This is a genomic window from Streptomyces blattellae, assembly GCF_009709555.1.
GTDB classification, from domain to species: Bacteria; Actinomycetota; Actinomycetes; order Streptomycetales; family Streptomycetaceae; genus Streptomyces; species Streptomyces blattellae.
On sequence record NZ_WJBG01000106.1, the window covers coordinates 1 to 25934 of the forward strand.

At 72.2% G+C, this 25934-nt stretch carries 18 protein-coding genes; 10 read left to right on the forward strand and 8 right to left on the reverse strand.

All coding sequences use genetic code 11. The features are described from left to right. Both GFH49_RS02750 and GFH49_RS02755 read right to left on the reverse strand, forming a co-directional pair. Positions 1–763 (reverse strand): alcohol dehydrogenase catalytic domain-containing protein (locus GFH49_RS02750; protein ID WP_155054118.1); only part of this gene is annotated, 763 nt, incomplete at its 3' end. Positions 764–856: 93 nt separating this feature from the next. After that, on the reverse strand, positions 857–1435 hold the full coding sequence (locus GFH49_RS02755) for a transketolase (protein WP_155054119.1): 579 nt from the start codon (positions 1433–1435) through the stop codon (positions 857–859). 248 nt (positions 1436–1683) lie between these two features. On the opposite strand from GFH49_RS02755, the gene GFH49_RS02760 reads away from it, so the two are divergent. The 5 genes from GFH49_RS02760 (at position 1684) to GFH49_RS02780 (ending at position 7631) form a co-directional block, all read left to right on the forward strand. Next, positions 1684–2451, forward strand: a complete 768-nt coding sequence (locus tag GFH49_RS02760) for an isopentenyl transferase family protein (protein ID WP_155054120.1) — start codon at positions 1684–1686, stop codon at positions 2449–2451. Positions 2452–2498: 47 nt separating this feature from the next. Beyond that, positions 2499–3794, forward strand: coding sequence for an FAD-binding protein (locus tag GFH49_RS02765; protein WP_155054121.1), 1296 nt, complete (start codon positions 2499–2501; stop codon positions 3792–3794). After that, complete coding sequence (locus GFH49_RS02770) at positions 3785–5302, forward strand: TIGR00730 family Rossman fold protein (RefSeq protein ID WP_155054122.1); 1518 nt, start codon at positions 3785–3787, stop codon at positions 5300–5302. Before GFH49_RS02765 ends, GFH49_RS02770 begins: the two co-directional genes overlap by 10 nt. Before the next feature lie 31 nt (positions 5303–5333). Next, entirely contained in the window at positions 5334–7088 is a 1755-nt protein-coding gene (locus GFH49_RS02775) for an ABC transporter ATP-binding protein (protein ID WP_155054123.1), read from the forward strand. Positions 7089–7277: 189 nt separating this feature from the next. Further along, a complete protein-coding gene (locus tag GFH49_RS02780; protein ID WP_155054124.1) occupies positions 7278–7631 on the forward strand; it encodes a nuclear transport factor 2 family protein in 354 nt (117 codons plus the stop codon). A 48-nt stretch (positions 7632–7679) separates the two neighbouring features. Here GFH49_RS02780 and GFH49_RS02785 read toward each other — a convergent pair whose 3' ends face one another. Then, positions 7680–9626 carry an RICIN domain-containing protein gene (locus GFH49_RS02785; protein ID WP_155054125.1) on the reverse strand — a complete coding sequence of 649 codons (1947 nt, stop codon included), beginning with the start codon at positions 9624–9626 and terminating at the stop codon, positions 7680–7682. A 199-nt stretch (positions 9627–9825) separates the two neighbouring features. Next, complete coding sequence (locus tag GFH49_RS02790) at positions 9826–10482, reverse strand: TetR/AcrR family transcriptional regulator (protein ID WP_155054126.1); 657 nt, start codon at positions 10480–10482, stop codon at positions 9826–9828. A gap of 157 nt (positions 10483–10639) precedes the next feature. Here GFH49_RS02790 and GFH49_RS02795 point away from each other — a divergent pair, with 157 nt between their 5' ends. After that, positions 10640–11896 (forward strand): YncE family protein, encoded by a 1257-nt coding sequence (locus GFH49_RS02795; protein ID WP_155054127.1) that lies wholly within the window; start codon positions 10640–10642, stop codon positions 11894–11896. A 21-nt stretch (positions 11897–11917) separates the two neighbouring features. Here GFH49_RS02795 and GFH49_RS02800 read toward each other — a convergent pair whose 3' ends face one another. From GFH49_RS02800 to GFH49_RS02810, 3 genes are all read right to left on the reverse strand, one after another. Beyond that, positions 11918–12298, reverse strand: a complete 381-nt coding sequence (locus GFH49_RS02800) for a hypothetical protein (protein WP_230396128.1) — start codon at positions 12296–12298, stop codon at positions 11918–11920. A 70-nt stretch (positions 12299–12368) separates the two neighbouring features. After that, positions 12369–14228 (reverse strand): cellulase family glycosylhydrolase, encoded by a 1860-nt coding sequence (locus GFH49_RS02805; protein WP_155054128.1) that lies wholly within the window; start codon positions 14226–14228, stop codon positions 12369–12371. Positions 14229–14301: 73 nt separating this feature from the next. Then, positions 14302–16272 carry an elongation factor G gene (locus GFH49_RS02810; protein ID WP_155054129.1) on the reverse strand — a complete coding sequence of 657 codons (1971 nt, stop codon included), beginning with the start codon at positions 16270–16272 and terminating at the stop codon, positions 14302–14304. Between the two features lie 624 nt (positions 16273–16896). Here GFH49_RS02810 and GFH49_RS02815 point away from each other — a divergent pair. From GFH49_RS02815 to GFH49_RS02830, 4 genes are read left to right on the forward strand one after another with little or no spacing between them, the layout of a single operon-like run. Next, the gene (locus GFH49_RS02815; protein ID WP_155054130.1) at positions 16897–18492 is read left to right on the forward strand and encodes a TIGR02677 family protein; all 1596 of its coding nucleotides are present in this window, start codon (positions 16897–16899) and stop codon (positions 18490–18492) included. After that, entirely contained in the window at positions 18489–19718 is a 1230-nt protein-coding gene (locus tag GFH49_RS02820; protein WP_155054131.1) for a TIGR02678 family protein, read from the forward strand. Before GFH49_RS02815 ends, GFH49_RS02820 begins: the two co-directional genes overlap by 4 nt. Beyond that, the gene (locus GFH49_RS02825) at positions 19715–23860 is read left to right on the forward strand and encodes a TIGR02680 family protein (protein WP_155054132.1); all 4146 of its coding nucleotides are present in this window, start codon (positions 19715–19717) and stop codon (positions 23858–23860) included. The genes GFH49_RS02820 and GFH49_RS02825 overlap by 4 nt, the downstream gene beginning before the upstream one ends. Before the next feature lie 2 nt (positions 23861–23862). Then, positions 23863–25101: a TIGR02679 family protein gene (locus GFH49_RS02830; protein ID WP_155054133.1), complete on the forward strand. Its 1239-nt coding sequence runs from the start codon at positions 23863–23865 to the stop codon at positions 25099–25101. A 308-nt stretch (positions 25102–25409) separates the two neighbouring features. On the opposite strand, the gene GFH49_RS02835 is transcribed toward GFH49_RS02830, so the two are convergent. Further along, complete coding sequence (locus tag GFH49_RS02835; RefSeq protein WP_155054134.1) at positions 25410–25919, reverse strand: metallophosphoesterase family protein; 510 nt, start codon at positions 25917–25919, stop codon at positions 25410–25412. Positions 25920–25934 lie beyond the last annotated feature (15 nt).

Sequence of the window (25934 nt, forward strand, 5' to 3'; positions counted from 1 at the left end):
CCTCGATGACCACGTCGGCGCCGAAGCCGCCGGTCAGCTCGCGGATCGCCTCGACCGCGTCGGTCTCCCTGGAGTTGACCGTGTGGGTGGCGCCCATCGTCCGGGCCTTCTCCAGCTTCCGGTCGTCGATGTCCACCGCGATGATCTTCGCGGCGCCGGCCAGGCTCGATCCGGCGACCGCCGCGTCCCCGACGCCGCCGCAGCCGATCACCGCGACCGTGTCGCCGCGCCCGACCTTGCCGGTGTTGATCGCGGCCCCGATGCCCGCCATCACCCCGCAGCCGAGCAGCCCGGCCACGGCCGCCGAGGCCGCCGGGTCGACCTTGGTGCACTGTCCGGCGGCGACCAGCGTCTTCTCGGCGAAGGCGCCGATACCGAGGGCGGGCGAGAGCTCGGTCCCGTCGGTGAGGGTCATCTTCTGCTTCGCGTTGTGCGTGTCGAAGCAGTACCAGGGCCGCCCCCGCAGACAGGCCCGGCAATTGCCGCACACCGCACGCCAGTTGAGGATCACGAAGTCTCCGGGCGCGACATCGGTCACCCCCTCGCCCACCGCCTCCACGACACCGGCGGCCTCGTGGCCGAGCAGGAAGGGAAAGTCGTCGTTGATCCCGCCCTGCTTGTAGTGCAGGTCGGTGTGACAGACCCCGCAGGCCTGCACCTGGACGACAGCCTCCCCTGGCCCCGGGTCCGGCACGACGATCGTCTCCACCCGCACCGGCTCGTCCTTGCCCGGTGCGATCACACCGTGTACTTCCTGCGTCATGGGGTCGGCCCCTTCCGCTAGTGCTCTGCCTTCCCTGTCGACCCTACGGGCAACTGATCAGTAACGGCACGGGAAGCAGCAGGGCCGGGTGGGTCACCGCACGAAGTCCCGGACGGCCCGCGCGATCGCCTCGTCCTCCAGGCGGTTGCCGTTGTCCAAGGACAGCATCCGGTGCGGGACGTGGACCAGTGTCCTGGCCACGCGGGTGGCCACCAGGGCGGTCGCTCCGGGTGCGACGACCACCACGTCCGCGTGGTCGGCGGCCAGGACCGCCGTGCGCAGGGTGATGTCGTCGAAGGGCCGCAGGGTGCCGGCGTAGAGCACGGTCAGGTCCAGGCCCGCCGTGGCGCGCAGCACCGGGTCGAGCGTCGCGCCGACCGCGAGCACCACCCCGGCACGGCCCTCCTGGACCCGTTCGAACCCCTCGCCGGTGCCGCGCGGTTCGGCGTTGGCCTCGGCGGTCACATGGATGTAGGCCCGTTCCCCGCGCTCCACGGCATCCAGGATCGACTGCCGCGCCTCCGCGGGATGTCCGGGCACATGCAGGGTCCAGGCGAGGTCGGCGGCGAATCTGGCCAGCTCGGCCTCCGCTCCGTAGCCGACGACGACACCGCCCTCACCGGACGACGACGGGACTGCGTCAGCGATGGCGAGCAGCATCTCGGATTCCACGAACTACCTCCGGCATGAGGGCTTCTCCGGGCACGCCAAGAATTCGTTATTCCGCTTCTCGACGCCCCACTGGCATCACCCTAACTCCCCTGACCACCCCCAAGACAAGTGATTTAATGTTTGAGCACCATGCGGAGATCTTGTACTCTCTTTACCTCAGCCAGGCATTTTCTTGCCTCCGGGTTCAGCTGGTCGACATAGGTTGGCCACTGCATTTCCCGGCGAGTACAAAGGAAGGTGACGTCGTCATGACGTACGGGGGCCCGAACCATGAACACCCGCTGGTCCACCTCATCGCGGGGCCGACCGGAGTCGGAAAGAGCGCGACCGCGACCGCACTGGCCCGGGCGACCGGGGCGCCGATCGTCGTCGCGGACCGGCTGCAGTGCTTCACCGATATCGCCACGACCAGCGCCCGGGCGGGCGCTGACGTGCCGGGGGTACGCCGGCACTGGCTCGGGGACCGCACCTTCGCGGACGGCGACCTGTCCGCGGCCAACGCCACGGACGCGCTGGTCGGGCTGGTGAACCAGCTCGGCAGCCGACACCCCTCGGTGATCGTGGAGGGAGGTTCGATCTCACTCCTGCGGGAGCTGGCCGGACGTCTGCCTCAGCTTCCCTGGGAGCTGACGGTCCAGCTCCTCCCGCTGCCCGACCTCGACGCGTATGTCGCCACGCTCACCGGCCGGGCGCATACGATGCTCGCCCCTCCCCCGCCCGACCGCAGTCTCCTGGAGGAACTGGACGCACTCTGGCGCGATCCCCGGCAACGATGGCTCGCCGCGTCCGTGAACGGTTTCGAGGCCGTGCTCGAATGCTGCGCGAAGTACGGCATCGACGTGGACACCATCGCCGACGGGCGACTGCCCGACGATGTCCTTGCCCGTATGGCAGCGCTCATCGGAGAACGGCATGCGGAGCACGGGGTACTTCAGTACGGTGTTTTCACCACGCTCTTCGAGGACTGGATTACGCCGAAGGAAACAGGTAAATCCGTGGCGGAGTGTGTGGCATGAACAATACGGCCGAGGTAATTTCGGCATACACTGACCGTTCTGGAGGCATGCAAAGCGCCACAGACGACTTCGGGCACATTATCAGATCACGCCCCCGGGGTGTTCTGGCGGCGCACTCGGAAGACGCCGTCCGGGACCTGATCTCCTTCGCCGGTCCGCGAGGCCTGCCGGTCACGGCACGCGGCAGCGGATACGCGCCCTACGGGCAGGGACAGGCCCACGGCGGGTACGTCGTCGACATGCGTCCGCTCGACGACGTGCGCTGCTTTCCGGCCGAGCGGACCCTGAGCGCGGGTGCGGGCGCACCGTGGCGCGAGGTCGTGCGGGCGGCTCTGGCCGCGGGGCTCGCACCGCCGGTGGGACCCGACCACCTCGACGCGAGCGTCGGCGGGCTGCTGAGCGCCGGAGGGTTCGGGGGCACCAGTCACCGCCACGGTCTGGTCGCGGACCAGGTGGTGGACATCGATGTCATCACGGGGGCCGGCCAGGTGCTGACCTGCTCGCGTGAGCACCACCCCGACCTGTTCGACGCGGTGCCGGCGGGTCTCGGCCAGTGCGCGCTGATCCTGCGGGCCACCCTCCGTCTGGCGCCCGCGCCCGACCGCGTACGGCGCTTTCGCCTCTACCACTCCTCACCGCGGAGCTATGTGGCCGATCAGCGCAGGCTCTGCGAGGACCCGCGCTTCAGTCACGTCGTCGGCCAGGTGCGCCCCGACGTCGGCGGCACCTGGACGTACATGATCGAGGCGGTCGCCCCGCACACCCGCGAACTGCCCGGCGGCGACGGCCTGTTGCCCGACAGCCTGGACCACGACCGCGACACCGTGGAGATCGAGGACCTGCCCTACGAGGAGTTCCTGCACCGCCCGGAACGCGACGAACGCCTGCTGCGCACCACCGGCGAGTGGCAGCGCCCGCATCCCTGGCTCTCCCTGCTGCTCCCGGAGGACGCCGTCGCCTCCTTCGTCCCGGACGTGCTGAACGACCCCGCCCAGCACGGTCTGCGCACCTCGGGTGTGGTCCAGCTCCGCCCGCTGACCGGCCGCACCCTGGGCGCCTCCCTGTTGCGCAGGCCCGCCGCGGACCGGCTGTGCCTGCTCGTCCTGATGCGCACGGCCACCGCCACGGACCCGGTGGCGGTACGGCGGCTGGTCGACGCCAACCGCGCGGTGTACGACCGGGCCAAGGCCGTCGGCGGTGTACTGCACCCGATGAGCGCCGTCCCCATGACGCCGGCGGACTGGCGCGACCATTTCGGCCCGGTCTGGCGGGAGTTCGCCGGGACCAAGGCCCGCCACGATCCCCACGGGATCCTCACCCGGGGGTACGGGCTGTGGACGTGAAGACCGTCACCGTGTTCTGCGGCGCCTCTCCCGGCCGCGCCCCCGGCCATCTCACGGTGGCCGGGAACATCGGCCGCACCCTGGCCGGGGCGGGACTGCACCTGGTCTACGGCGGCGCCCGCACCGGCCTGATGGGCGCGGTCGCGGACGCCGCCCTGGCCGCGGGCGGGGAGGTGACCGGGGTGGTGCCGCGCCGCATGCTGCCGTACGAGATCGCCCACACCGGGCTGACCCGCCTGGACGTCGTCGACGACGTCCACGCCCGCAAGGCGCGGATGGGTGAGCTGGGTGACGCCTTCGTGGCGCTGCCGGGCGGGCTGGGGACCGCGGAGGAGTTGCTGGAGGTGCTGTCCTGGGCACAGTTGCGGATCCACCGCAAACCGTGCCTGCTCCTGGACCCCGCAGGCTTCTACCGTCCGCTGCTGGCGTTCCTGGAGCATGCGCGGGACGAGGGGTTCCTGCATCCGGGGGACCTGGAGCGGATCGTGGTGTGCACGTCGGCGGAGGAAATCGTCACCAGGCTGACGGCCACCGGCTCCGCACCTGTGCGGGCCGAGCCGGTACGTCTGCCACCCGGCGACACCGCCTTCCTGTTCTCCGGCGGCGGCTCCCAGCAGCCCGGTATGGGACGGGAACTCCACACGCGTTTCCCGGTGTTCGCCCGGGCCCTCGACGAGGTGTGCGGCCTCCTGGCGCCCTACCTCGACCTGCCGTTGCAGGACGTGATGTTCGCGGAGCCGGGAACGCGAACCGCCGCCCTCCTGGACCGGATCACGTACGCCAATCCCGCGGTCTTCGCGCTTCAGGTGGCCCAGTACCGGCTGCTGGAGAGCTGGGGCGTGCGGCCCGGCACGCTGTTCGGGTACTCGGCCGGACGCATGGCCGCGGCCCATGCCGCCGGGGTCTTCTCCCTCCCGGACGCCTGCCGGGCGGTGGGCACGCTGTCCCGGCTGTTCGGCTCGCTGCCGGACACCGGCGGCATGGTGGCGGTCGAGGCGGCCGAGGAGGAGCTGCGGCTCGGCCCCGGTCTGGTGATCGCCGCGATCAACGGCCCCCGGTCCGTGGTGCTTTCGGGAGACCGGGACGCGGTGGCCGCGGCGGAGCGGGAGTGGGCGGAGCGCGGACGGTTCTCCCGGGTGCTGCGGGTGGACATGGCGGCCCACTCGCCGCAACTGGATCCGGTGCTGGAGGAGTTCCGCCTGCTCCTCGGGTCCATGGAGTTGCGCGAGCCGGACATCCCGCTCGTCTCCGACATCACCGCCCGCCGCGTCGGCAGCGAGGCCGCCATGCCCGAGTTCTGGGTGCGGGAGCTGCGCGAGCCGGTGCGCTTCGCGGCCGCCGTCGACCGAATGCACCGGGACGGCACGGCCGCCTGGCTCGAACTGGGGCCGGGCGAGGTCCTGGTCCGCATGCTGGAGGGCTGCCTGCCCGACCCGCGGTCACCGGCGCCCGTGCTGGCGGCAGCCCGTGACTGGCGCGGCCTGCACGCGGGAGCCGACGTAGCCTGAAGGCCTCGACCGGCAGGCCCGAAGGAGCAGAGTGAGCGACAACGAGACGGAGACCGGTCCGCCCACGTGGCGGCTGCTCCTCGGATACGTCCGGCCGCACCGGTGGGCCCTGCTCACCGGTGCTCTGCTCTCGCTCGTGACGGGCGGAACCGCCCTGCTGCTGCCGCTGGTGGCCAGAGAGCTGATCGACGATCTGTCCCACGACCGCACGATCACCGGGGCGCTGCTGCTGATGTCGGCCCTGGTGGTCGCCAACGCGGGGGTGGGGGCGCTGGGTTCGTACGTGCTGCGGCGCACCGCCGAGTCAGTGGTACTCGGCGCGCGCCGCGCCCTGTCGTCGTATCTTCTGCGCCTGCGGATCACGGCCGTGGACCGCTCCGAACCGGGCGACCTGATGGCGCGGATCACCTCCGACACCACCCTGCTGCGTGCGGTCACCACCGACTCGCTGGTGGGCCTGGGCACCGGCGGGCTGACGCTCCTGGCGACCGTGGCCATGATGGGCTTCGTGGATCCGGTGCTGCTCGGCGTCACCCTGGCGGTGATCCTGGCCGCGGGCACGGTCCTCGGGGTGATCGTGCCGCGCATCAACCGGGCCAGCCGGCAGGCGCAGGACGCGGTCGGGGTGATGGGCGCCTCGCTGGAGCGGATCCTCGGCGCGCTGCGCACGGTGAAGGCGTCCGGCGCCGAGCACCGGGAGGAGCTGAGGCTGCACGAGGCGGCCGAGGAGTCCTGGCGGCAGAGCGTACGGGCCGCCAAGTGGTCGGCGGCGGCGGGCAATACCGCCGGTCTCGCGATGCAGATCGCGTTCATCACGGTCCTGGCGGTCGGCGGGGCCCGGGTCGCCACCGACGCCATCGACATCGGCACGCTGGTGGCGTTCCTGCTGTACGTCTTCTATCTGATGTCGCCCATCCAGCAGGTCGTCGGCGCGATCACCCAGTACCAGACGGGGGCCGCCGCCCTGGCCCGGATCCAGGAGGCGCTGCGGCTGCCCGCCGAACCGGCCGCCGAGCCCGCCCCGTTGCCCTCCCCCGGCGCCGAGCCCGCCGCTCTCGCCTTCACCGATGTGCGCTTCCGGTACGCCGAGGACCTCCCGTACGTCCACCACGGGGTGACGTTCGCCGTGCCCGCCCAGGGCATGACGGCGTTCGTCGGGCCATCGGGCGCGGGCAAGACCACCGTCTTCTCGCTCATCGAGCGGTTCTACGACCCCGAGTCCGGCTCGATCACCCTCGACGGCCGGAACCTGGAGGAATGGGAGCTGTCCCGGCTGCGGTCCGCGATCGGCTACGTGGAGCAGGACGCCCCGGTGCTGTCGGGGTCGCTCCGGGAGAACCTGCTGCTGGGCAATCCGGACGCGGAGGACGACGTGCTCACCCGGGTGGTGAAGACGACCCGCCTCGACGGTCTGGTCGCCCGGCTGCCCAAGGGGCTGGACACGCTGGTGGGGCACCGCGGCACCAAGCTGTCCGGCGGTGAGCGTCAGCGTGTCGCCATCGCCCGCGCTCTGGTGCGCCGCCCCCGGCTGCTGCTCCTGGACGAAGCGACCTCGCAGCTCGACGCGGTGAACGAGGCGGCACTGCGGGACACGGTGGCGGACGTGGCCCGGACGACCACCGTGCTGGTCGTGGCGCACCGGCTGTCCACGGTGACGATGGCCGACCGGATCGTGGTGATGGACGCGGGCCGGGTGCGCGCGGTGGGCACGCATCGCGAACTCGTGGCCGCCGACCCGCTGTACGCGGAGCTGGCTGCCACACAGTTCCTGGCCACGGCGGGCTGAATCAGAGGGGGCGTACCCGGAAAGCCCCGGTGATGATGCCGCGGCCGCCCTGCTTTAGGACGGCGGGCTTGCTGTCCAGGCCGGGGCCATGGCTCGGCTTGCCGGGTCCGGCGGGGCGGAGGAGGCTCGGAAGTGGGGCCTTCCGTGGCCCGCTCCTCGTCGGGTCACGGCCTTCGAAGGAGGTCGATGATGGGCACGTTCGACAGCAACGCACTGCGCCAGGCCATTGAAGGAAACAACGAGCAGCCGCTCCTCTCGCTCTACGCGGACGACGCGGAGCTGCGGATCGTGGACCGCAACACCCAGCCCAGCCACCCCAAGGTCCTGCACGGCCGGGACGAGATCGCCGAGATGCTCGCCGACGTCTACAGCCGCGACATCAAGACGCACAGGCTGGAGCGGTGTGTCGTGCAGGGCGACGACGTCGCGTTCAGCGAATCCTGCGAGTACTCGGACGGGGTCCGGGTCCTCTCCGAGTCGATGGTGTCGCTGCGGAACGGCAAGATCGCCGAGCAGACCATGATCCAGGCGTGGGACGAGTAGCCGTACACCGCCCCGGCCACGACGGCCGGGGCGGTGACGCCGTCCCCGCTAGGTCAGGGTCCACTTCTGGTTGTCGCCCGTTCCGCAGGACCACAGCACCAGCGGGGTGCGGTTGGCCGTACCCGCGTTGTAGGCGTCCAGGCACAGACCGGCGTGGACGTTGGTGATCGTCCCGTCGCTGTTGATGTCCCACTGCTGGTTGGCCTGCCCGTTGCAGTCCCAGATCACGACCCTGGTGCCGTTGGTCGTGCCGAGGTTGTAGGCGTCCAGGCACTTGTTGCCGTACACCACGAGTTCCTTGCGCGAGGTGTACGTCCAGGACTGGTTGCGGCCGCCGTTGCAGTCCCACAGCTCGGCCTGGATGCCGTTGGTGATCGTGTTGTCGTTGACGTCCAGGCAGCGGGACGACTGGGCGCCGACGACGAGGGAGCCGTCGGTGCCGGGCAGGGGCCGGACCGCGATGCCCTCGGTGGTCGGGCCGCCGGTGAACGTGAGCGTGTTGGCGGCGCCCTGGGAGAGGGAGACCTGGACGGAGACGGTGCCCGCGGCGGATCCGGTCGGCGGGAAGGCGACCGTGGTGCTGGTCTGGCCGTTGACCTGGAGGGTGGCCGTCCGGGTGGCGGAGGTGTCGTTCGTGTAGGAGACGTCCACGACGTTCACGCCCGTGTTCGCCGCCGTCACGCCGGTGAAGCGTCCCGTGGAGGCGGGCGTGTACGTGCTGCCCGCCGCCTCCGTGCCGCCGGTGACCGTGAGCATCACCGAGCCGCCCGCCGGGACACTGGTCGTGTAGCCGGTGGCGTACGACCCCACGTCCTGCCGCGCCCACAGGTCGCGGACGGTCGCGGAGGCGTTCGTCAGACCGAGGTCGGCCCAGCGGACGGTGATGTCCTTCGCGGCCGAGGTGCGGTTGAGGAGGACGACGGCGCGGTTGCCGGTGCCGGACAGGACCTTGCCGTAGACCTGCGCTCCCGGGGTGTCCTCCGCGACCTCGACGCCCTGGAGGCCGCGCGGGTCCTGGTCCACGGCGATGACCTCGGGGTTCTTGAGGATGCTCGCGGTCTCGGCGGTCATCGTCGCGAGGTTGTTGCCGGCGAGGAGCGGTGCGCCGGAGATCGCCCACAGGTTCATATGGGTGCGGTTCTGGGCGGCGGTGAAGCCGTCCATGCCGACCATCAGCATGTCGGGATCGTTGTAGTAGCCGGTGTGCTGGGCGGTGGGGTGGAGGTTGGCGTCGTAGTTGGCCAGCAGGTTCGTCATGGAGGGCTGGTTGCCCCAGAGGACGATGTCGGCGTTGGTCCGCCACATCGTGCCCTGGCCCGGGGCCCAGTTCCAGGGGTTCTGCCTGCCCCAGTTGCAGATCGAGAGGGTCAGCGGGCGGCCGGTGGTCGCCGTGGCCTTGGCGGTCGCGTCGCTGATGGCCTGGTACGTCGACTCCGGGTCGAGGCCCTCGGCGTCGCCGCCGCACCAGTCGACCTTGACGAAGTCGAAGCCCCACTCCGAGAACTGGAGCATGTCCTGCTCGTAGTGGCCCTCACTGCCCGAGCCGGGAGCGGCGGGGCGGCCCGTCGGGTAGTAGTAGCCGCAGCCGTCCTTGCCGGCGTCGGTGTAGATACCGGCCTTCAGGCCCTTGCTGTGGATGTAGTCGGCGATGGCGCTCATGCCGCCGGGCCACTCGGCCTCGTCGACGGTGATGTTGCCCGCGCTGTCGCGGGTGCCCTGCCACCAGCCTTCGTCGATGTTGATGTACGTGTATCCGGCGGCCGGCAGACCGGCCGCGACGAACGCGTCGACCTGCTCCTTGATCACGTTGTAGTCGATCTTCGCGGCGAAGCTGTTCCAGGAGGCCCAGCCCATCGGGGCGGTGGGCACCGGTATCTGACGGGTCGCCACGGCGGCGGGTGCCGCCCTGAGCGGCGCGGCCGGGTGGGTGACCAGGAGTACGGCGGCCGCGACGGCCAGTAAGGAGATCGTGCGCAGGACGAGGGTGCGGAACATGCGGCTCCTTTGCCGATATGCCGAACATGGATCGACTATCCGAACGAAGTGGCGCGCTGAAAGTAGAGCCGCCAGGGGCGGAAGTCAACGGATGTGACACCTGAGGCTCCGGATCACGCGGTCCGGGTCACCACGGCCGGCCCAGGCCCCGCCCTCCCCCCTCACCACAACCACCCCAGACCGCCCCCTCCCCGGCCCGTCACCCCGCCTCCCACCCAGCCGGCCGCAGAATGCCCAGCAGTTGGCGGACCAGTTCGTCGACCGCCTCCTCCAGCGTGGCGTCCACCCACCCGGCGCTCCAGTCGTGGAGCAGGCCGTTGACGCTGCCGATGAAGGCCGTCGCGGCGATCCGGTAGTCGCGGGGCGCCGCCTCGCCGCGGGCGACCGCCGCTCCGGCCTCGGCGCACACGAGGTCGACCCAGCGGGCGCGGCGGGCCAGGCGCTGGTGTTCCAGGCGCGGGCTGACGCCGATGATCTCGACGAAGGTGATGCGGATACGGCGTGGATCGGCGGTCACGTTGGCGGCGTAGGCGCGGAAGATCGTGGCGGCGCGTTCGGCGAGCGGCAGGTCTCCCGCGGCGGCCAACGCGGCGAGCACGGCCTCTTCGGCCCAGTCGTTGACCTGGAGGTGAAGGGCGGCCAGGACGTCCTCAAGGGTGCGGAACTCCTCGTAGAACTGGCGGGTGGAGAGCCCGGCGGCCTCGCTGAGCGCGGCGACGGTCGTGCCCCGGTAGCCGGGTGCGTCACCGAACAACTGGAGCGCGGCGTCCAGGAAGCGGCGTCTGCGCTCGGCCTGCCGCTCCTCGGCGGACCTGCCCCCGTACCGGCCGGTCGGCGCCCTGAGCCTGCCCGCCACGGTCCCCTCCCCGTTCCCTCGCTCGTCCCGTCGGCCAATTTTGTCGTGTACGCGGTCTTGTCGAAAGGACACCCCTTCCTTACTTTTCAGTAAGTCCACTCTGAAAGCACGTGTGTTCAGATTCACCACCCCCCGAGCCGCCCAGAGGAGAGCACCCATGCCTGTCATCAGACCCAGGCACCTTTGCTCCATGGCCGCCGCCCTCGTCCTGACCGTCACCGCCCCCGCGACCGCGGCCTCCGCCGCCACCAGCGCCTCGGACACCGCCGCCCTGCGCGAGGTGCTGTTCGTGGGCAACAACTGGGACGGCACCGCCGACGTCATCAAGTCCACCGGCGACCACGCGAAGATCGGCCGGATCAACGTCATCCCCGACAAGGACGCACGGATGGCGGAGATCAACGCCGACCCGATCAAGTGGATCTACTTCATGGCCATCCGCAACAGCGTCGGCGAGGGGCACGACCAGTTCGTGGACGACATGTACACCACCCCGGACGGCTCGTCCGTGGTGGTCTCCCGCCCGAGCTTCGCCGACGTGGTCTCGATCGACCTGGCCACCGGTGCCATCAACTGGCGTTTCCCCGTGTCGGGTTACCGCTCCGACCACATGGCGGTCTCGCCCGACGGCAAGCGCGTCGCCGTGTCGGCCTCCATCTCCAACACCGTGCACGTACTGGACATCGGCACCGGCAGACAGCTGGGTTCGTTCGCCACCGCCGACAAGCCGCACGAGAACATCTTCACCAAGGACGGCAAGTACCTCTGGAACATGGGCATCGGCGATGTGACCACCGCGCTCGACGAGCCCTGGCTGGACTGGACGAAGGGCAACCGGTACATCACCGTCGTCGACGCGACCACGTACGAGCGGGTCAAGGTGATCGACATGCGGCAGCGGCTGGACGCCATCGGCCTCGCGGACTACTCCGACGCCATCCGGCCCGCCGTGTTCTCGCCCGACGAGTCCAAGCTGTACTTCCAGGTCTCGTTCTTCAACGGCTTCTTCGAGTACGACATCGCGACCGACAAGATCACCCGTACGAAGACGTTGCCGAAGAACCCGGCGACCAGCGACGACCGCACCACGTTCGTCAACGACTCGCGCCACCACGGCATCGCGATGAGCCCCGACGGAAGCAAGCTGTGCGTCGCGGGCACGATGGACGACTACGCGACGGTCGTCGACCGCGCCACCCTCCAGGAGGGCCCGCTGGTCACCGCCTCGAAGCCCTACTGGGCGACCGTCAGCGGTGACGGCAAGAGCTGCGTGGTCTCGGAGAGCGGCACCGACCAGGTCACGGCCATCGACTTCGCCACCGGCAGGAAGACGGTGTCGGTGCCGGTCGGCGACCACCCGCAGCGGGTGCGGCTGGGCCAGGTGGCCGCGGACTGGACGGGCACCACCGGCTGAGGCCCTGAGGCCCGAGCCGGTTCAGGCGGTGGCGCGGCGCCCGGACACCAGCCACCGCCACCGCGGGCGCTCCGTGACCAGCGTGGCGGCGGCCGGCAGGGACACCGCGACCGCCGCCCCCACGGGCCAGGCCAGCCAGGCCGAGACCACGGCCGCGACCAGCTGGAGCAGCACCAGGAGGATCGTGACCGGCCCGGGTACCGGCACGATCCCGTGGGTCTTGTCCCCCGGCGTGGTGAAGACGGTCGGCAGCCCGATCAGCACCACCACGGACACCACCGCGAGCGGCCAGGAGTACCCGGTCAGCGCCCACGGCGTCGCCACCCACGCGACGAGTTCGGTCGCGAAGCGCCAGCCGGCCGCGCGTCGGTCGTCGGGTCTCTCCAACGTCGTCTCCCCCATGGACGTATCCGTCAGCGGTGGCTGATCCTACGATGGCCTCCCCGCGCCCGCCGGCCGGGCCGGGCCTGCTTCAGCCGATGCGCTGGGCCACCCAGGACGCCAGTTCGGCCTTGGCCGCGTTCAGCAGGGACGAGGAGGGATTCGTCGCGCCGTTGGTGATCAGGGCGTAGTGCAGGGTGCCCGAGTCGGAGTCCGTCAGCAGCAGGCGGCGGCTGTCGGCGCCGCCGGGTTCCGGGGCCGCCGCGATGGGGGTCGTCGCCGTGTACGAGGGCGGGGCGTACACCGTGCCCAGGTCGGAGACGACGGTGGTGGACGAGGTCGGGAAGGACGCCGGAAGGTGCAGTTCGGTGGGGGCCGAGCCACTGCCGGAGCGCCATACGTGCAGACCGTACTGCCCGGAGCCCACCAGCTGGGCCACATTCGGCAGCGAGCTGGGGACCGGGTTCCAGGTCAGGGTCGTGGAGCCGTCGCGGGAACGGTCCTCGTAGGTGAAGGCGACGGTCGTGCCGGAGGTGGCGCTCGGGTAGACGCGGTCGACGAGCCGGGCGTCCTGGCGCAGGACGGCCGAACCCGAGTCGTCGAGGCGTACGGCGGACAGGTCCTCGCCGTTCCAGGCGTCGCCCTCCGTCTGCACGTTGTCGGGGTTGTCGTTCATCAGCTCTTCGTGGCGGCCGTTGTAGATGTCCCACTGCCACTGACTGCCGGACAGGACGGGACCGGAACCGGCCGGGTTGGACCACCAACTCGCCCCCGGGACGCGGGAGTCGAGGGCCTGGTACATCGCCTTGAGGACCGTCGGCGCCTTGTCGGAGACCGTCCCGGTCAGCGGGTGGCCGAACTCGCTGACGATGGCGGGCGCTGCGGTGGCGGCGGCCCGGTCACGCACCGTGCCGAAGTCGCCCGCGTACTGTCCGTCCACCGCCTTGCCCCACATGAAGATGCCGGAGATGGCCCGCTGGTCGTAGAAGTGGGTGTTGAAGACGAAGCGCGGCCCGAGCGTGCCGGCGTCGAGCAGGCCGCCCTCCTGCTTCTGAAAGTCGAGGTTGGCGTTCCAGAACAGGTTCGGTTCGACGAACGTGGGCTTGTCCTGCCAGCCGGCCGCGTCCATCCGGGCCCGGAACTTCACATAGAAGGGCCACAGGACGTCCTTCTCCCAGGCGCGGCTGGTCTGGCCCGAGTCGTAGACGCCCGCGTGGGGTTCGTTGTACGGGTCGAAGCCGACGACACCCGCGAACTGAGCGGCGGTGAGGTTCTGCTTGAGGTACGCCATCGTCTTCTGGGCGGTGTCGAGGAAGGAGTCCTGCAGACCGTAGGTGTTGTGCCAGAAGTCGTACGACGCCTCGGTCACGGCCGCGTTCGAGGTGATGTTCTGGCCCCAGAAGGGGCAGAGCCCGCAGTACTCGTCCGGATAGTCACCGAGGTCCACGGCCCACTTCGGGGCGCCGTCGCCGGTGTACCAGCTGTCCGGGTCGAACAGCCAGCGGGAGTAGAGGTCCTGGTGGAAGTCGGGGTACACGCGGATCCCGGCGTCGAGGAACGCGCCGATCTGGGCCGTGGCGGCGGCCAGATAGGCGCTGTCCACCTGGCCGCGCACGGGCTCCGCGTAGGCCCAGGACAGCAGGAAGCGGACCGAGTTGCCGCCGCCGAGCGCTCTCAGCGCGGTCGCGGACTTCTCCGCGTCGGCGACCGAGGCGAAGGGCAGGCCGTTGTTCTCCTTCAGCTTGGTCTCGCCGGAGACGTTGTAGCCACGCAGCACGACCTCGCGGCCCTGGCCGTCGACGAAGCGGCCGTTCTGCACGGTGAGCGGGGACTCGTCGAACCAGAGGGAGTCGGGGAGGGCGGCGGCGGTGGCGGGACGGGCGCCCGCCACCGACAGGAATCCACAGAGGAGAACCAGAACAACGAGCACACGCGCACGTCTATTCGGCATGTTCACTACAATCCGGCGGTTTCAGAACATCGTCAACACCTCTGACTCTGGAGTAAGTTCGGTCTCGGTCAGCTCAACCGGTCACTCTGCGCGTGACGTTCAGCAGGTACTCCTTGCGGTTGAGCGGATTGTGGTCGGTGCGCGGGCGCCGCGGCACGGTGCCGCGGCGGACCGGCGCGTGGTGGTCGAAGGCGCTCTCCAACTCGCCCTCGCCCCGGGTGAGTCCGGGCAGCCGCTGCTCCAGTTCATGCACCCGGCCCGCGGGCACGGCCCCCTCCAGAACACCGGTGCCACCCCGCGTCCCGGTGGTCTGCGGTACGGCCCGCAGCGCGGTCAGGACCGGGAGCAGTGCGCCCAGGGTGTCCACGGGCGTCTCGATGCGGAAGCGGTGCATGGGCTCGTACACCAGGGTGCCCGCCCTGCGCAGCGCCTCGGTCAGGACCAGCGGGGTCACGCCCCGGAAGTCGGCGCCGGTGCTCGACATGCTCTTGTCGAAGCCCTGGTGGGCGTGGCTCTGGCGGGGCGAGTAGCCGGAGTGGGTCATGGTGACCGTGCAGTCGGTGACCTGCCAGCCGCTGAGGCCCTGTGCGAGGGTCTCGCGCACGGTGTCCTCGACGGCCTTGAAGAAGGCGTACGGCATGGAGCCGAGTTCCACCTCCAGGCGGAAGTCGACGCCCGAGCCGGTCGGTGCCGGGTCGACGCGCAGACCGACCGTCGCGAGGAACGGGTTGGGGTGCTTCTTGTTGAACTCGACGGCCGCTCCCGTGCCCACGGGTCGCTCGATGCAGATCGTCGATGTCTCCCGGAAGGTGACGTCCAGGCCGAAGTCGTCGGCGAGCGTGGCCTGGATGACTTCCTTCTGCACCTCGCCGTAGAGGGATACGGAGGTCTCCTGCCGGATCTCGTCGTGCCTGAGGCCGATCAGCGGGTCCTGTTCGGCGAGTTGGGTGAGGGCGAGATGCAGGGACCGCTTGCCCACGCCCGGACCTGGGACGACGACCGTCTCCAGGGTGGGGGGCGCGAAGAAGTGCTCGTACGCCTTGCGCGGCTCCCCGATCGCGTCGCCGATCCGGATGGCGTCCAGGCCCCAGAGCTTGGCGATGCGGCCCGCCGGGACGGTCTCGTCCCGGGAGTCCGATCCCTCCTGGAAGACGCTGATCCCGGTGATCTTGCCCTCGCTGTCGCCGTCCCCGAAACCGATCCGGTCGCGGACGGCCAGCGTCCCGGAGAAGATCCGCGCATAGGCGATCTTCTCCCCCGCCGGGCCCCGCTCGACCTTGAAGACGGTGCCCGACACCGGCCCGTCCGGATCGCCCTCGGCGGCGGGCAGCAGTTCCTTGATCCCGGCGATGAGCGTGTCCACGCCCGCGCCGGTGATGGCCGACCCGAAGCAGACGGGGTGGACCAGCGCCTGCCGGGTCTGGGTCGCGAGGGCGGCGTGCAGGCGGTCGTACGAGACCGTGTCCTCGACGTAGGCGGACAGCAGGTCGTCGTCGTGGCCGGTGAGAACGTCGAGGGCGGCCGGGGCGAGCCCGGCGGTGACGCGGGCGCCGCGCGTGCCGAGCCCGGCGACCGTGCCCATCGGTACGACCGATGCCGTGAGCCGCTCGGCGACCGCGCGCAGCACCCCGTCGTAGCGCGCCCCGCGCCGGTCGATCTTGTTGACGAAGATCAGCGTGGGGATGCGCAGCCGACGCAGGGTGCGCATCAGGACGCGGGTCTGCGGCTGGACGCCCTCGACGGCCGAGATGACCAGGACGGCGCCGTCGAGCACGCCGAGGACCCGCTCGACCTCGGCGATGAAGTCCGGATGGCCGGGCGTGTCGATGAGATTGACCGTCACGTCGTCCAGTGGGAACGAGACGACGGCCGACTTGATGGTGATCCCGCGCTGCTTCTCCAGCGCGAGGGAATCGGTCTGCGTGGAGCCGGCGTCGACGCTGCCGATCTCGTCGACGACTCCGGCGGTGTGCAGCAGCCGCTCCGTCAGGCTGGTCTTACCGGCGTCTACGTGGGCCAGAATGCCGAGATTGAGCACGTGCACTGAGCGTCATGTCCTTGGTCGTCGGAGGGATTCCTTCCTGGGTGGACATGCACGCAGTGCGCATCTGTGCTCCTCGTGTGGGACATCGAATCCGGCGTATTTCCTCCAGCAGTCCAGCAGAACCGGACGCCCCGCAGCAATGGATTAACCGTCAACGAAGCCCGCCGGGACGCCTCCGCGTCGCCGCAGTACCGGGCGCATCTCGCACGTGCTCACCAGGCGGGCGGTGCCGGTCGCCGCCGGGATGAGGTGAGGGCCGCTCGCATGCTGGTCGTCGTAGGGGTGCGGCGGATCCCGGGACGGCGCGGCTCGACGAAGGAGAGGCGGCGTCGCCGTGCTCGGACGGCGTTGGCCGCGGGGGCGGACGGCGCCGTGGCGTCGGCAGGGTGGGGGCCGGCCACGCAGTTGCGATCGGACCGGCGCGGACCATGCCGTAGACCGGCCCCGGGTCGGCCGAGCCGCGGGCACGTGGTCTCGGCCGGGCGTCTGCGGCCGCTGTCCGCGGGCACCCTGCGGGACGAGCCGGCCGGGGGCGAAGCGGGGGCCGGAAGAGGCGGCGACCCTGTGTGAAAAGATGGCCACGATTGCCGGAGCCGGGTATGCGTCGGGGAGAATGCCGGAACCATGACGTCGACGCCATCCGGGCCGGCACGGGCCGGGTACGCACCCTTCGCCCACCTCACCACGCCCAACGCAGCCCTCTACCGCCGGGTGATGGGTGCGTTCCTCGCCGCCAAGGAGCGCTTCGCGGTACACCTGCGTCCCGAGGACGTCCACGCGGCGCTGCCGCCGGAGTACCGGCCCGCCGACCTGGACGCCGTGGTCAAGGCCCTCGACAGCCTCGTCGACTGGGGCAATCTGCGGGCGGATCCGGACACCTCCCGTGTCACAGCGGTCGAGGACTTCTACCGCAAGCGCTTCATCTACCAGCTCACGCAGGCCGGCGAGGCCGCCGAGCAGGCGCTGTCCGTGTACGACGAGGCGCTGGGGCGGCGCGGCGCGCTGCAGGCCGTCGCCCTGCACGACATCGTCACCCAGCTGCAGGCCCTGCTGGTGATCGCCGCCGGGCAGCAGGAGGCCGGGCCGGACGCGGCCAAGGCGCATCTGGCGCTGTCCGCGCTGACCGGCCGGTTCGAGGCGCTGGCGGAGAACGCACGGGCGTTCATGGGGTCGCTCCAGCGCACCATCGACCTGCACGATGTGGACGTCGAGGTGTTCCTCGCCTACAAGGACCGGCTGATCCAGTATCTGGAGCGGTTCATCCAGGACCTGATCACCCTGGGCGGGCGGATCGCCCTGCTCATCGGCGAGTTGGAGGAGCACGGCCGGGTCGGCGTACTGCTGCGGCTGGCGGCGGCCCGGGAGGCGGCCGACGCCGCTCCGGACGAGGCCGAGAGCGCCGAGGCACGCGCGTACGCGTGGTGGGTGGCCCGGTGGTCGGGGCTCGCCGCCTGGTTCGTGTCCGCGGACGGACGCGAGTCGCAGGCTCGCCTGCTGCGCGGTCGCGCCCTCGGAGCGATCCCGCAACTCCTCGCGGTCGTAAGGCAGTTGAACGAACGGCGGGCCGGGCGCTCGGACCGCTCGGCGGACTTCCGCACCCTGGCCCGCTGGTTCGCCGAGGCCCCGGACGAGGAGGCCCGGCACCGGTTGTGGCGTGCCGCGTTCGGTCTCTACCCCGCCCGTCATCTGACCGTCGACGCCGACACCCTCGACCGGCGCGCGGCCCGACCGGTGGCCGCCGCCACCCCGTGGGCCGAGGCCGAGCCGTTGCGGATCAGCCCGCAGCTGCGCCGCACCGGCAGCTACGAGCGGCGCGGCAAGGCCCGCAGGGTGCAGGACCGGTCCGAGCAGCGGCGGCGCCTGGCCGAGATCGCCGCGCAGCAGGCGCAGGAGATCGCGGCCGCCCGCGCCCGCCTCGCGACGGACGGCACCACGCGGCTGTCCGCGCTGGGTGAGATCGACCCGCTCGCCTTCGGCCTCTTCCTGCAGTTGCTCGGCGATGCCCTGGCCACCTGGCGGCCGGGCGTCACGACCACCGTCACGACCAGCAACGACGGCACCATGCAGATCCGGCTCACCGTCCTGGCCGACGGTGCGACGGCCGAGATCCGCACACCCTTCGGCACCTTCAGCGGCCCCGATCACACGGTCGAGATCACCGATCTCACCCGGACCGGCCGGGTGCGGGCCGACGGCACCCCCGCGGGAGGGGAGCGATGACCACGCCCCTGGGGGAGGTGCTGGACGGCCGGCGCACCGCCGAGTTCCAGAAGGCCGCCCGCGCCCTGCTGAAGGAGCCGCTGCTGCTCGCGCACGGCCCGCACGCCGACGAGTTCCGTCTGGTGCGGCAGCACGCCGCCGACCTGCGCGACTGGTTCGACCGCAACACCGGCTGGGCGCTGCGGGTGGACGCGGAGTCCGCCCGGCTGGGCAGAACACCCGGCACCCTGGCCGACCCCACACACCCGGCGCGCGAGGCCTCGCGCGCTCGCGCGCCCTTCACCCGGCGCCGCTATGTGCTGCTGTGCCTGGCGCTGGCCGCGCTGGAGCGGGGCGAGGCACAGATCGCGCTCGGCCGGCTCGCCGAGCAGGTGGTCCTGGACGCCGCCGATCCCCGGCTGGCCGCCGCCGGGGTCGAGTTCACCCTGGAGCGGCGCGACGAGCGGCTGGATCTGGCGGCAGTGGTGCGGCTGCTCATGCGGTACGGGGTGCTGCGGCGGGTGGCCGGGGACGAGGACGCCTACGTCAGCGGCGCGGGCGATGTGCTCTACGACGTCCAGCGCCGCGTCCTGGCCGGACTGCTCGCCGCCCACCGCGGCCCGTCGATGATCACCGCCGGGACCTTCGAGGAGCGGCTGGCCGAGCTGACCGCCGAAAGCGCCCTGGACAGCGACGAACTGCGCTTCCGCGCCATCCGCCGGCGACTGACCCGCCGCCTGCTGGACGACCCGGTGCTGTACTACGGCGAGCTGACCGACGAGGAACAGGCCTACCTGACCCGGCAGCGTGCCTTCATCACCGCGCGGATCACCGAACTGACCGGCCTGGTCGCGGAGGTGCGCGCCGAGGGCATCGCCATGGTCGACCCCCTGGACGACCTGACCGACGTGCGGATGCCCGAGCAGGGCACCCACGGCCACATCACCCTGCTGCTCGCCGAGCACCTCGCGGCCGCGGACGGCGCGGTGAGCCGGGGCGAGTTGGAGGAAAGGGTGCGGGAACTGGCCGTGGAACACGGCGGGTTCTGGTCCAAGAGCGCTAAACAGCCCGGGGCGGAAGGGGAGCTGGTCGAGCAGGCGCTGGCCAAGCTGACCGCGCTCGGCCTGGTCACCGCCGTGCCCGGCGGCGTCGCCCGGCTGCCGGCGCTGGCCCGGTACGCGGTCGGCGAGACTGTCGTAAGAGAACCGGGAGTCCGTACCTCTCAGCGAAAGGCGCAGCAGCCGTGACCGCCCTGCCCGTCCCCGCGCCCGGCCGGTGGCGGCCGCTGCGCATCGGCCTGGTCGACCTCTTCTACTACGACACCGAGGAGTTCTGGTTCCGCGACGGCCGCCTGCTGCTGCGCGGCAACAACGGCACCGGCAAGTCGAAGGTCCTCGCGCTGACCCTGCCGTTCCTGCTGGACGGCGACCTGTCGGCACGCCGCGTGGAGCCCGACGCCGACCCGGGCAAGCGCATGGAGTGGAACCTGCTGCTGGGCGGGCAGCACCCGCACCCCGAGCGGCTCGGCTACACCTGGATCGAGTTCGGCCGCCGGGACGGTCAGGACACGGCCACCGGACAGGACCGCTTCCTCACCCTGGTGTGCGGACTGAAGGCGGTGGCGGGGCGGGGTGTGGCCCGGCACTGGTACGCCGTCACCGACCAGCGGATCGGCGCGGAGTTCAGCCTGCTCGACGCCACCGGCACCGCGCTGTCACGGGACCGGCTCGCGGAGGCCGTCGCCGGGCACGGCATGGTGTACGACACGGCCACGGCGTACCGCAGAGCGGTCGACGAAGCCCTGTTCGGGCTGGGCGAGCGCCGGTACACGGCCCTGGTGGACCTGCTCGTCCAGCTGCGCCAGCCACAGCTGTCGAAGCGGCCCAACGAGGCGGCGCTGTCACGGGCGCTGACCGAGGCGCTGCCGCCGATGGACCAGGCCGTGATCGCCGACGTGGCCGAGGCGTTCCGGTCCTTGGAGGAGGAGAAGGACGAGCTGCGAGCGGCCACCGAGGCCGAGCGGGCCGCCTCCGCCTTCCTGGACCACTACCGCCGTTACGCCCGCGTCGCTGCCCGCCGCCGCGCCCGGCTCCCGCGCCACGAGCACGCCCGCTACGAACAGCTGGGCCGCGACCTCGCCCAGGCCCAGGCGGAGCGGTCGCAGGCGCAGGAGGACCGGGAGCGGATCGCCGGGCGGATCGTGGAGTTGGAGGAGGCCGCCACACGGCTGACGGCGCAGGAGGCCGCGCTGCGTGAGGGCCCCGAGATGCGCAGTGCCCGGGAGCTGGAGCAGGCGGCGGCCGACGCCCGCCGCACCGCCGGGGACCTGACTCGCGCCGAGGCGGACCGGGAGCAGGCGTCCCAGGCGCACACTCGCGCCCTGGGCCGCTCCGAGACCGCCGGGCGGCGGCTCGCGGTGGCCGGGCAGCAGGTCGCGGAGACGCTCGCCCGCGCGCGGGAGGCGGCCTCGGCCGCCCGCCTCGACGGGGAGCTGCGTACCGAGGGCGCTCCGGAGGCCGAACTGCGCCGCATGGCCGAGGAGTCGGTGGCGCGCAGGCGGCGCACCGTCGACCACGTGGAGGAGTTGGCCGCGCGCGCCGAGGAGGCCGCCGCCGAGCGGCGCGCAGCCGCCCGCCGCCTGGACGAGGCCCAGACCGAGGCCGGGCACACCGCCGGGCGACAGGCCGAGGCGGAGGACACCGCGGCCGAGACGGGCCGGGGCCTGGTCACCGCCGTACGTGAACACCTGGATTCCTGCGAGGAGTTGACGCCCCAGGACCCGGCGGGCCTGCTGGACGGCCTGCAGGACTGGGTCACGCACCTGCAAGGCCCCTCCCCCGCGCGTGTGCACGCCGCCGACGCCCATCGTGCCCGGGCCGCGCACCTGGCCGACCACACGGCCGCCCTCGGTCAGCGGCTGACCCGACTGGACGGCCGACGCGCCGAGCTGGAGCGGGAGCTGGCCGGCCTGGACGCGGGCGGACAGCGCGGCCCTACGGCGCCCCACACGCGTACGCCCGGCGTGCGCGACCAGGCTCCCGGGGCACCCCTGTGGCGGCTGGTCGACTTCCACGACCATGTCGCCGCCGCTGAACGCGCGGGCCTGGAGGCGGCGTTGGAGGCCTCCGGTCTGCTGGACGCCTGGGTGTGCCCGGACGGCACCGCCCTGCACGCGGACGGGCACGACGTGCTGCTGTCGCCGGGCGCACCGCTCGCCGGGAGCACCCTCGGCGAGGTGCTGCGCCCGGCCGTGGACCACGGCGACGCTCGCGCCGTGGAGGTGGGCGAGCAGACGATGGCCCGCCTCCTTTCCGCCGTGGGGTTGGGGTCCGGTGGCGACACCTGGGTGGCCACCGACGGCCGCTTCCGCGTCGGAGCCCTGACCGGCATCTGGTCCAAGGAGGCCGCCGAGTACGTGGGCGAGGGCGCCCGTGAGGAGGCACGCCGGGCCCGGATCGCCGTCCTGCGCGGCGAACTCGACGCCCTGGGACGCCAGTTGGACCGGTGGAAGACCGACCGGGCCACGGTGGCCCGGCGCCGCCGTACCCTGGACGCCGAACTGGCCGCCCTCCCCGACGACGCCGCCCTGCGCCAGGCGCACGCGCTGGCCGCAGCCGCTGCGGACGCCGCCCACCGGGCCCGCGCCCGCCAGGACGAACGCTCCGCCGAACTGGCCGCGGCGGCCGGGCGGGAAGCCGAGGCCGCCACCGAACTCACCGACACGGCCGCAGCCGTGAACCTGCCCGCCGGCCGGCCTGGGCTGGCCGCCGTCCGCGAGGCGCTGGCCGACCACACCGCCGTCCTCGCGGCCCTGTGGCCCGCCCTGCGCGAGCGCGCCGACGCCGGGCACGCCCTCGCCGACGAGCGTGCGGAGGCTGAGCGGGCCGCCGCCCGGGTGGCCGAACTGGTCCTGCGCGCCAAGGAGTCGGCCCGCCTCGCGGCCGCCGCCGACGAACGGCACAGCACCCTGCACGCCACCGTCGGCACGGCCGTCGCGGAGCTGGAGCGGCGCCTGGCCGCCACCGCCGAGGACCTGGCCGCCTGCGACCGCGAGCAGCGCCTGGCCCGCGAGGAACACGCCGCCGCCGACCGGCGTGCCAGTCGCGCCGAGGGCCGTATCGAACAACTGGAGAAGGACGTACGCGAGGCCGCCGCCGCCCGCGCCGAGGCCATCGCCGCGCTCCAGCGGTTCGCGGCCACCGGCCTGCTGACCGTCGCCCTGCCCGAGGCGGCCGTGCCCCCGCTGGACGACGGCCCATGGGCGGCCACTCCGGCCATCGCGCTGGCCCGCGCCGTCGAGGCACAGCTGTCGGGCCCGTCCGGCACCGACGACTCCGACGGCGCCTGGGAACGCGTACAGAAACGGCTCAGCGAGGAGTACAAGAAGCTCCAGGACGCCCTCTCCCGCGGCGGCCACACCGCCACCGCGCGCATGGTCGAGGACGGCATGGTCGTCGACATCGTCTACCAGGGCCGCCGCCGGAACGTCCCCGAACTGGCCGGTGCGCTCGCCGCCGAAGTGGCCGAACTGGCGCGCATCCTGTCCGCGCACGAACGCGAGATCCTCGAAACCCACCTGCTCACCGAGGTCGCGGGCACCCTGCAGGAACTGATCCAGGCGGCCGAGCGCCAGGTGCGGGCGATGAACGCCGAACTCCAGGAGCGGCCCACGTCCACCGGCATGAGACTGCGTCTGGTGTGGCGTGCCTCGCGCAAGGCCCCGACGGGCCTGGCCCAGGCACGGGAACGTCTGCGCCAGTCCGCGGACGCCTGGGCACCCGAGGACCGGTCGGCGGTCGGGGAGTTCCTGCAGGCCGAGATCGCCCGCCGGCAGAGCGACGACGCGGCGGGCAGCTGGCTGGAGGTGCTCACCGCGGCGCTCGACTACCGCGCCTGGCACGAGTTCGGCATCGAACGCCACCAGCACGGCACCTGGGTTCCGGCCACCGGCCCCGCCTCCGGCGGCGAACGCGTCCTGGCCGTGTCCGTTCCGCTGTTCGCCGCCGCCTCCTCGCACTACGCCACGGCCGCCCCCCACGCCCCGCGCCTGGTCACCCTGGACGAGGCGTTCGCGGGCGTGGACGACGACTCGCGCGCCAAGTGCCTGGGACTGCTGCACGCCTTCGACCTGGACGTGGTGATGACCAGCGAACGCGAATGGGCCTGCTACCCGCAGGTTCCCGGCATCGCCATCGCCCAGCTCTCCCGCGTCGACGAGATCGCCGCGGTCCTGGTGTCCCGCTGGGAATGGGACGGCACCGAGCGCCTGCGCGGCACCGAACCGGACCACCGCCTGGCGGTACTCCCCGCACCGGCCGAGCCCGCTGCCGCGCCGGTGAGTGCGGCAGCGATCAGGCCCGCTGAAGACACCGGCCGGGGCCTCTCGTGAGCATGAGCAGGCCCAAGGACCCCGGCCCGCGCATCGACCACGACCGCCTCGGCCGCCTGCTCGGCGACCCCGGCCTCGTCTGGCTGGTCGAGCGGGTACGCCGCCGCCTGGAGCGGGACGAACCCCTCACCGGCCAGGTCAGCCTGGCCGCTCCCACCCCCGCGGAGCGTGCCGCCGCGGAACGCCTGTTGGGCCGTGCTCCACGCGCCGGACGCTCGCTGACCGTGCGCCTCGACGCGGTGGACGCCGTCCTGCGCCGCTCCGGCATCAGCCCCGAGGGCCTCGCAGCGGCCGTGACCGCCCTCACCGGCCCCGTCGCCCGGCTCGCTGACCTACGTGAGCGGGAGGCGAACGCCTGGCAGGACGCGTACGCCCCGCTCACCGCGTTGCGGCCCGAACTGGCCGACTGGGCCGACCGGTTGCGCAGGGACGGCCTCGTACGCCGCCTCGCCCGCACCCCGCCCTCGGCGAAGGCCCTGCTCACCGACACCGCGACGGCTCTGCGGACCCTGCCCGCCGACCCCGCCGTGTCCCTGCCCGCCTTCGCCGCCGGCGCACTCGGCGACGCCCACGCCCTCGACGACGGCACCCCCCTCGCCGCCCTCGTCCTGTCCGGTGTCCGCGCCCTGACCGGCTTCCCGGACGGCAGCGGCGCCGAATGGCGCCGCGAGGCCTGGGCCTCGGCCGGTCTCCTCAGGGATGCCCTCTCCTCCACCGTCCTCAGCCTGAGCCTGCGCGGCACTGCCGCGCTCGACTGGATGGCCGACACGGGCGAACCGACCGTCCTGACACTGCGCCAGCTCACCCACAGCCCGCCGAGAACGGCACCCAGGGTCGTGTACGTGTGCGAGAACCCGACCGTCCTCGCCACCGCGGCCGACGTCCACGGGCCCACCTGCCCGCCCCTGGTCTGCCTCCAGGGCCAGCCCTCGGCCGCCGCCCTCACCCTGCTGCGCCACCTGCACGCCCAGGGGTCCCTGCTCCGCTACCACGGCGACTTCGACTGGGGCGGCCTGCGCATCGCCGGCGCCCTGCTGCACCGCGTCCCCTGGCGCCCCTGGCGCTACACCGCCGCCGACTACCGCGCCGCGGCCGCCGTCACGCCCCTGGCACCGCTTTTGACCGGCGCACCCACCGCCGCCGCATGGGACCCGGAGCTGAGTCCGGCCCTCGCCGCACTCGGCGTGCGCATCGAGGAGGAGGCCGTCCTCGACACCCTCCTGGCCGACCTCGCCCCCTGAAGCCGTCGACCAGGCGGAACGACGCCCCAAGCTCCCCGGTCGATGTGCCACTGCCCGACCGGATCACCGAGTACGCCGACCGGTTCCGCACAGCCTCCGCAAGCACACCTCGCCGGTGCGCTCCGGGTATCGACCGGCCCCGGACCGGTCCGCGGTGTCAACGCCCCTGGCAGTAAGGCGCGTTGAAATTCCTCACCCGTCTTCAGGCGGCCGACGCGGCTGTGTGACCCGGCTCTGCGAAGAGGCCGTCGACGTTTCTCCGAGGGCCGCGCATTCGTCGCCGCACCGCCGCGCGGTGGTCCGTCGGCTCAGCGGACCGGCCGGGACGGCAGCCGGTGCAGTTCCACCTCCGTGAGGTGGGCGTCGGCCACTGTGGCCGTCATGTACGTGCAGTGCGGCTGGCGGCGCCGGTCGGTCGGGGAGCCGGGGTTGAGCAGGCGCAGCCCGTTCGGGGCGGTGGTGTCCCACGGGATGTGGCTGTGGCCGAAGACAAGGACGTCCAGGTCGGGGAAGCGTGCGGCACAGCGGGCCGCCCGGCCCGGCGCGGCGCCCGTGTCGTGGACGGCCCCGAAGCGCAGGCCGCCGAGTTCGGCGTACGCCACCTCGGGGAGGCGGGCCCGCAGGTCGGGGCCGTCGTTGTTGCCGTACACGCCGATCAGCCTGCGGCTGTGGGCCGCCAGCAGGTCGAGCGTGGCCGTGTCGACCCAGTCGCCCGCGTGGAACACCACGTCGGCGTACGGGAGTTCGGCGAGGAGCTGCGCGGGCAGCGCCTTGGCCCGCTTGGGGAGATGGGTGTCGGACATCAGGAGCAGGCGCACATCGTCAGCCTAGGC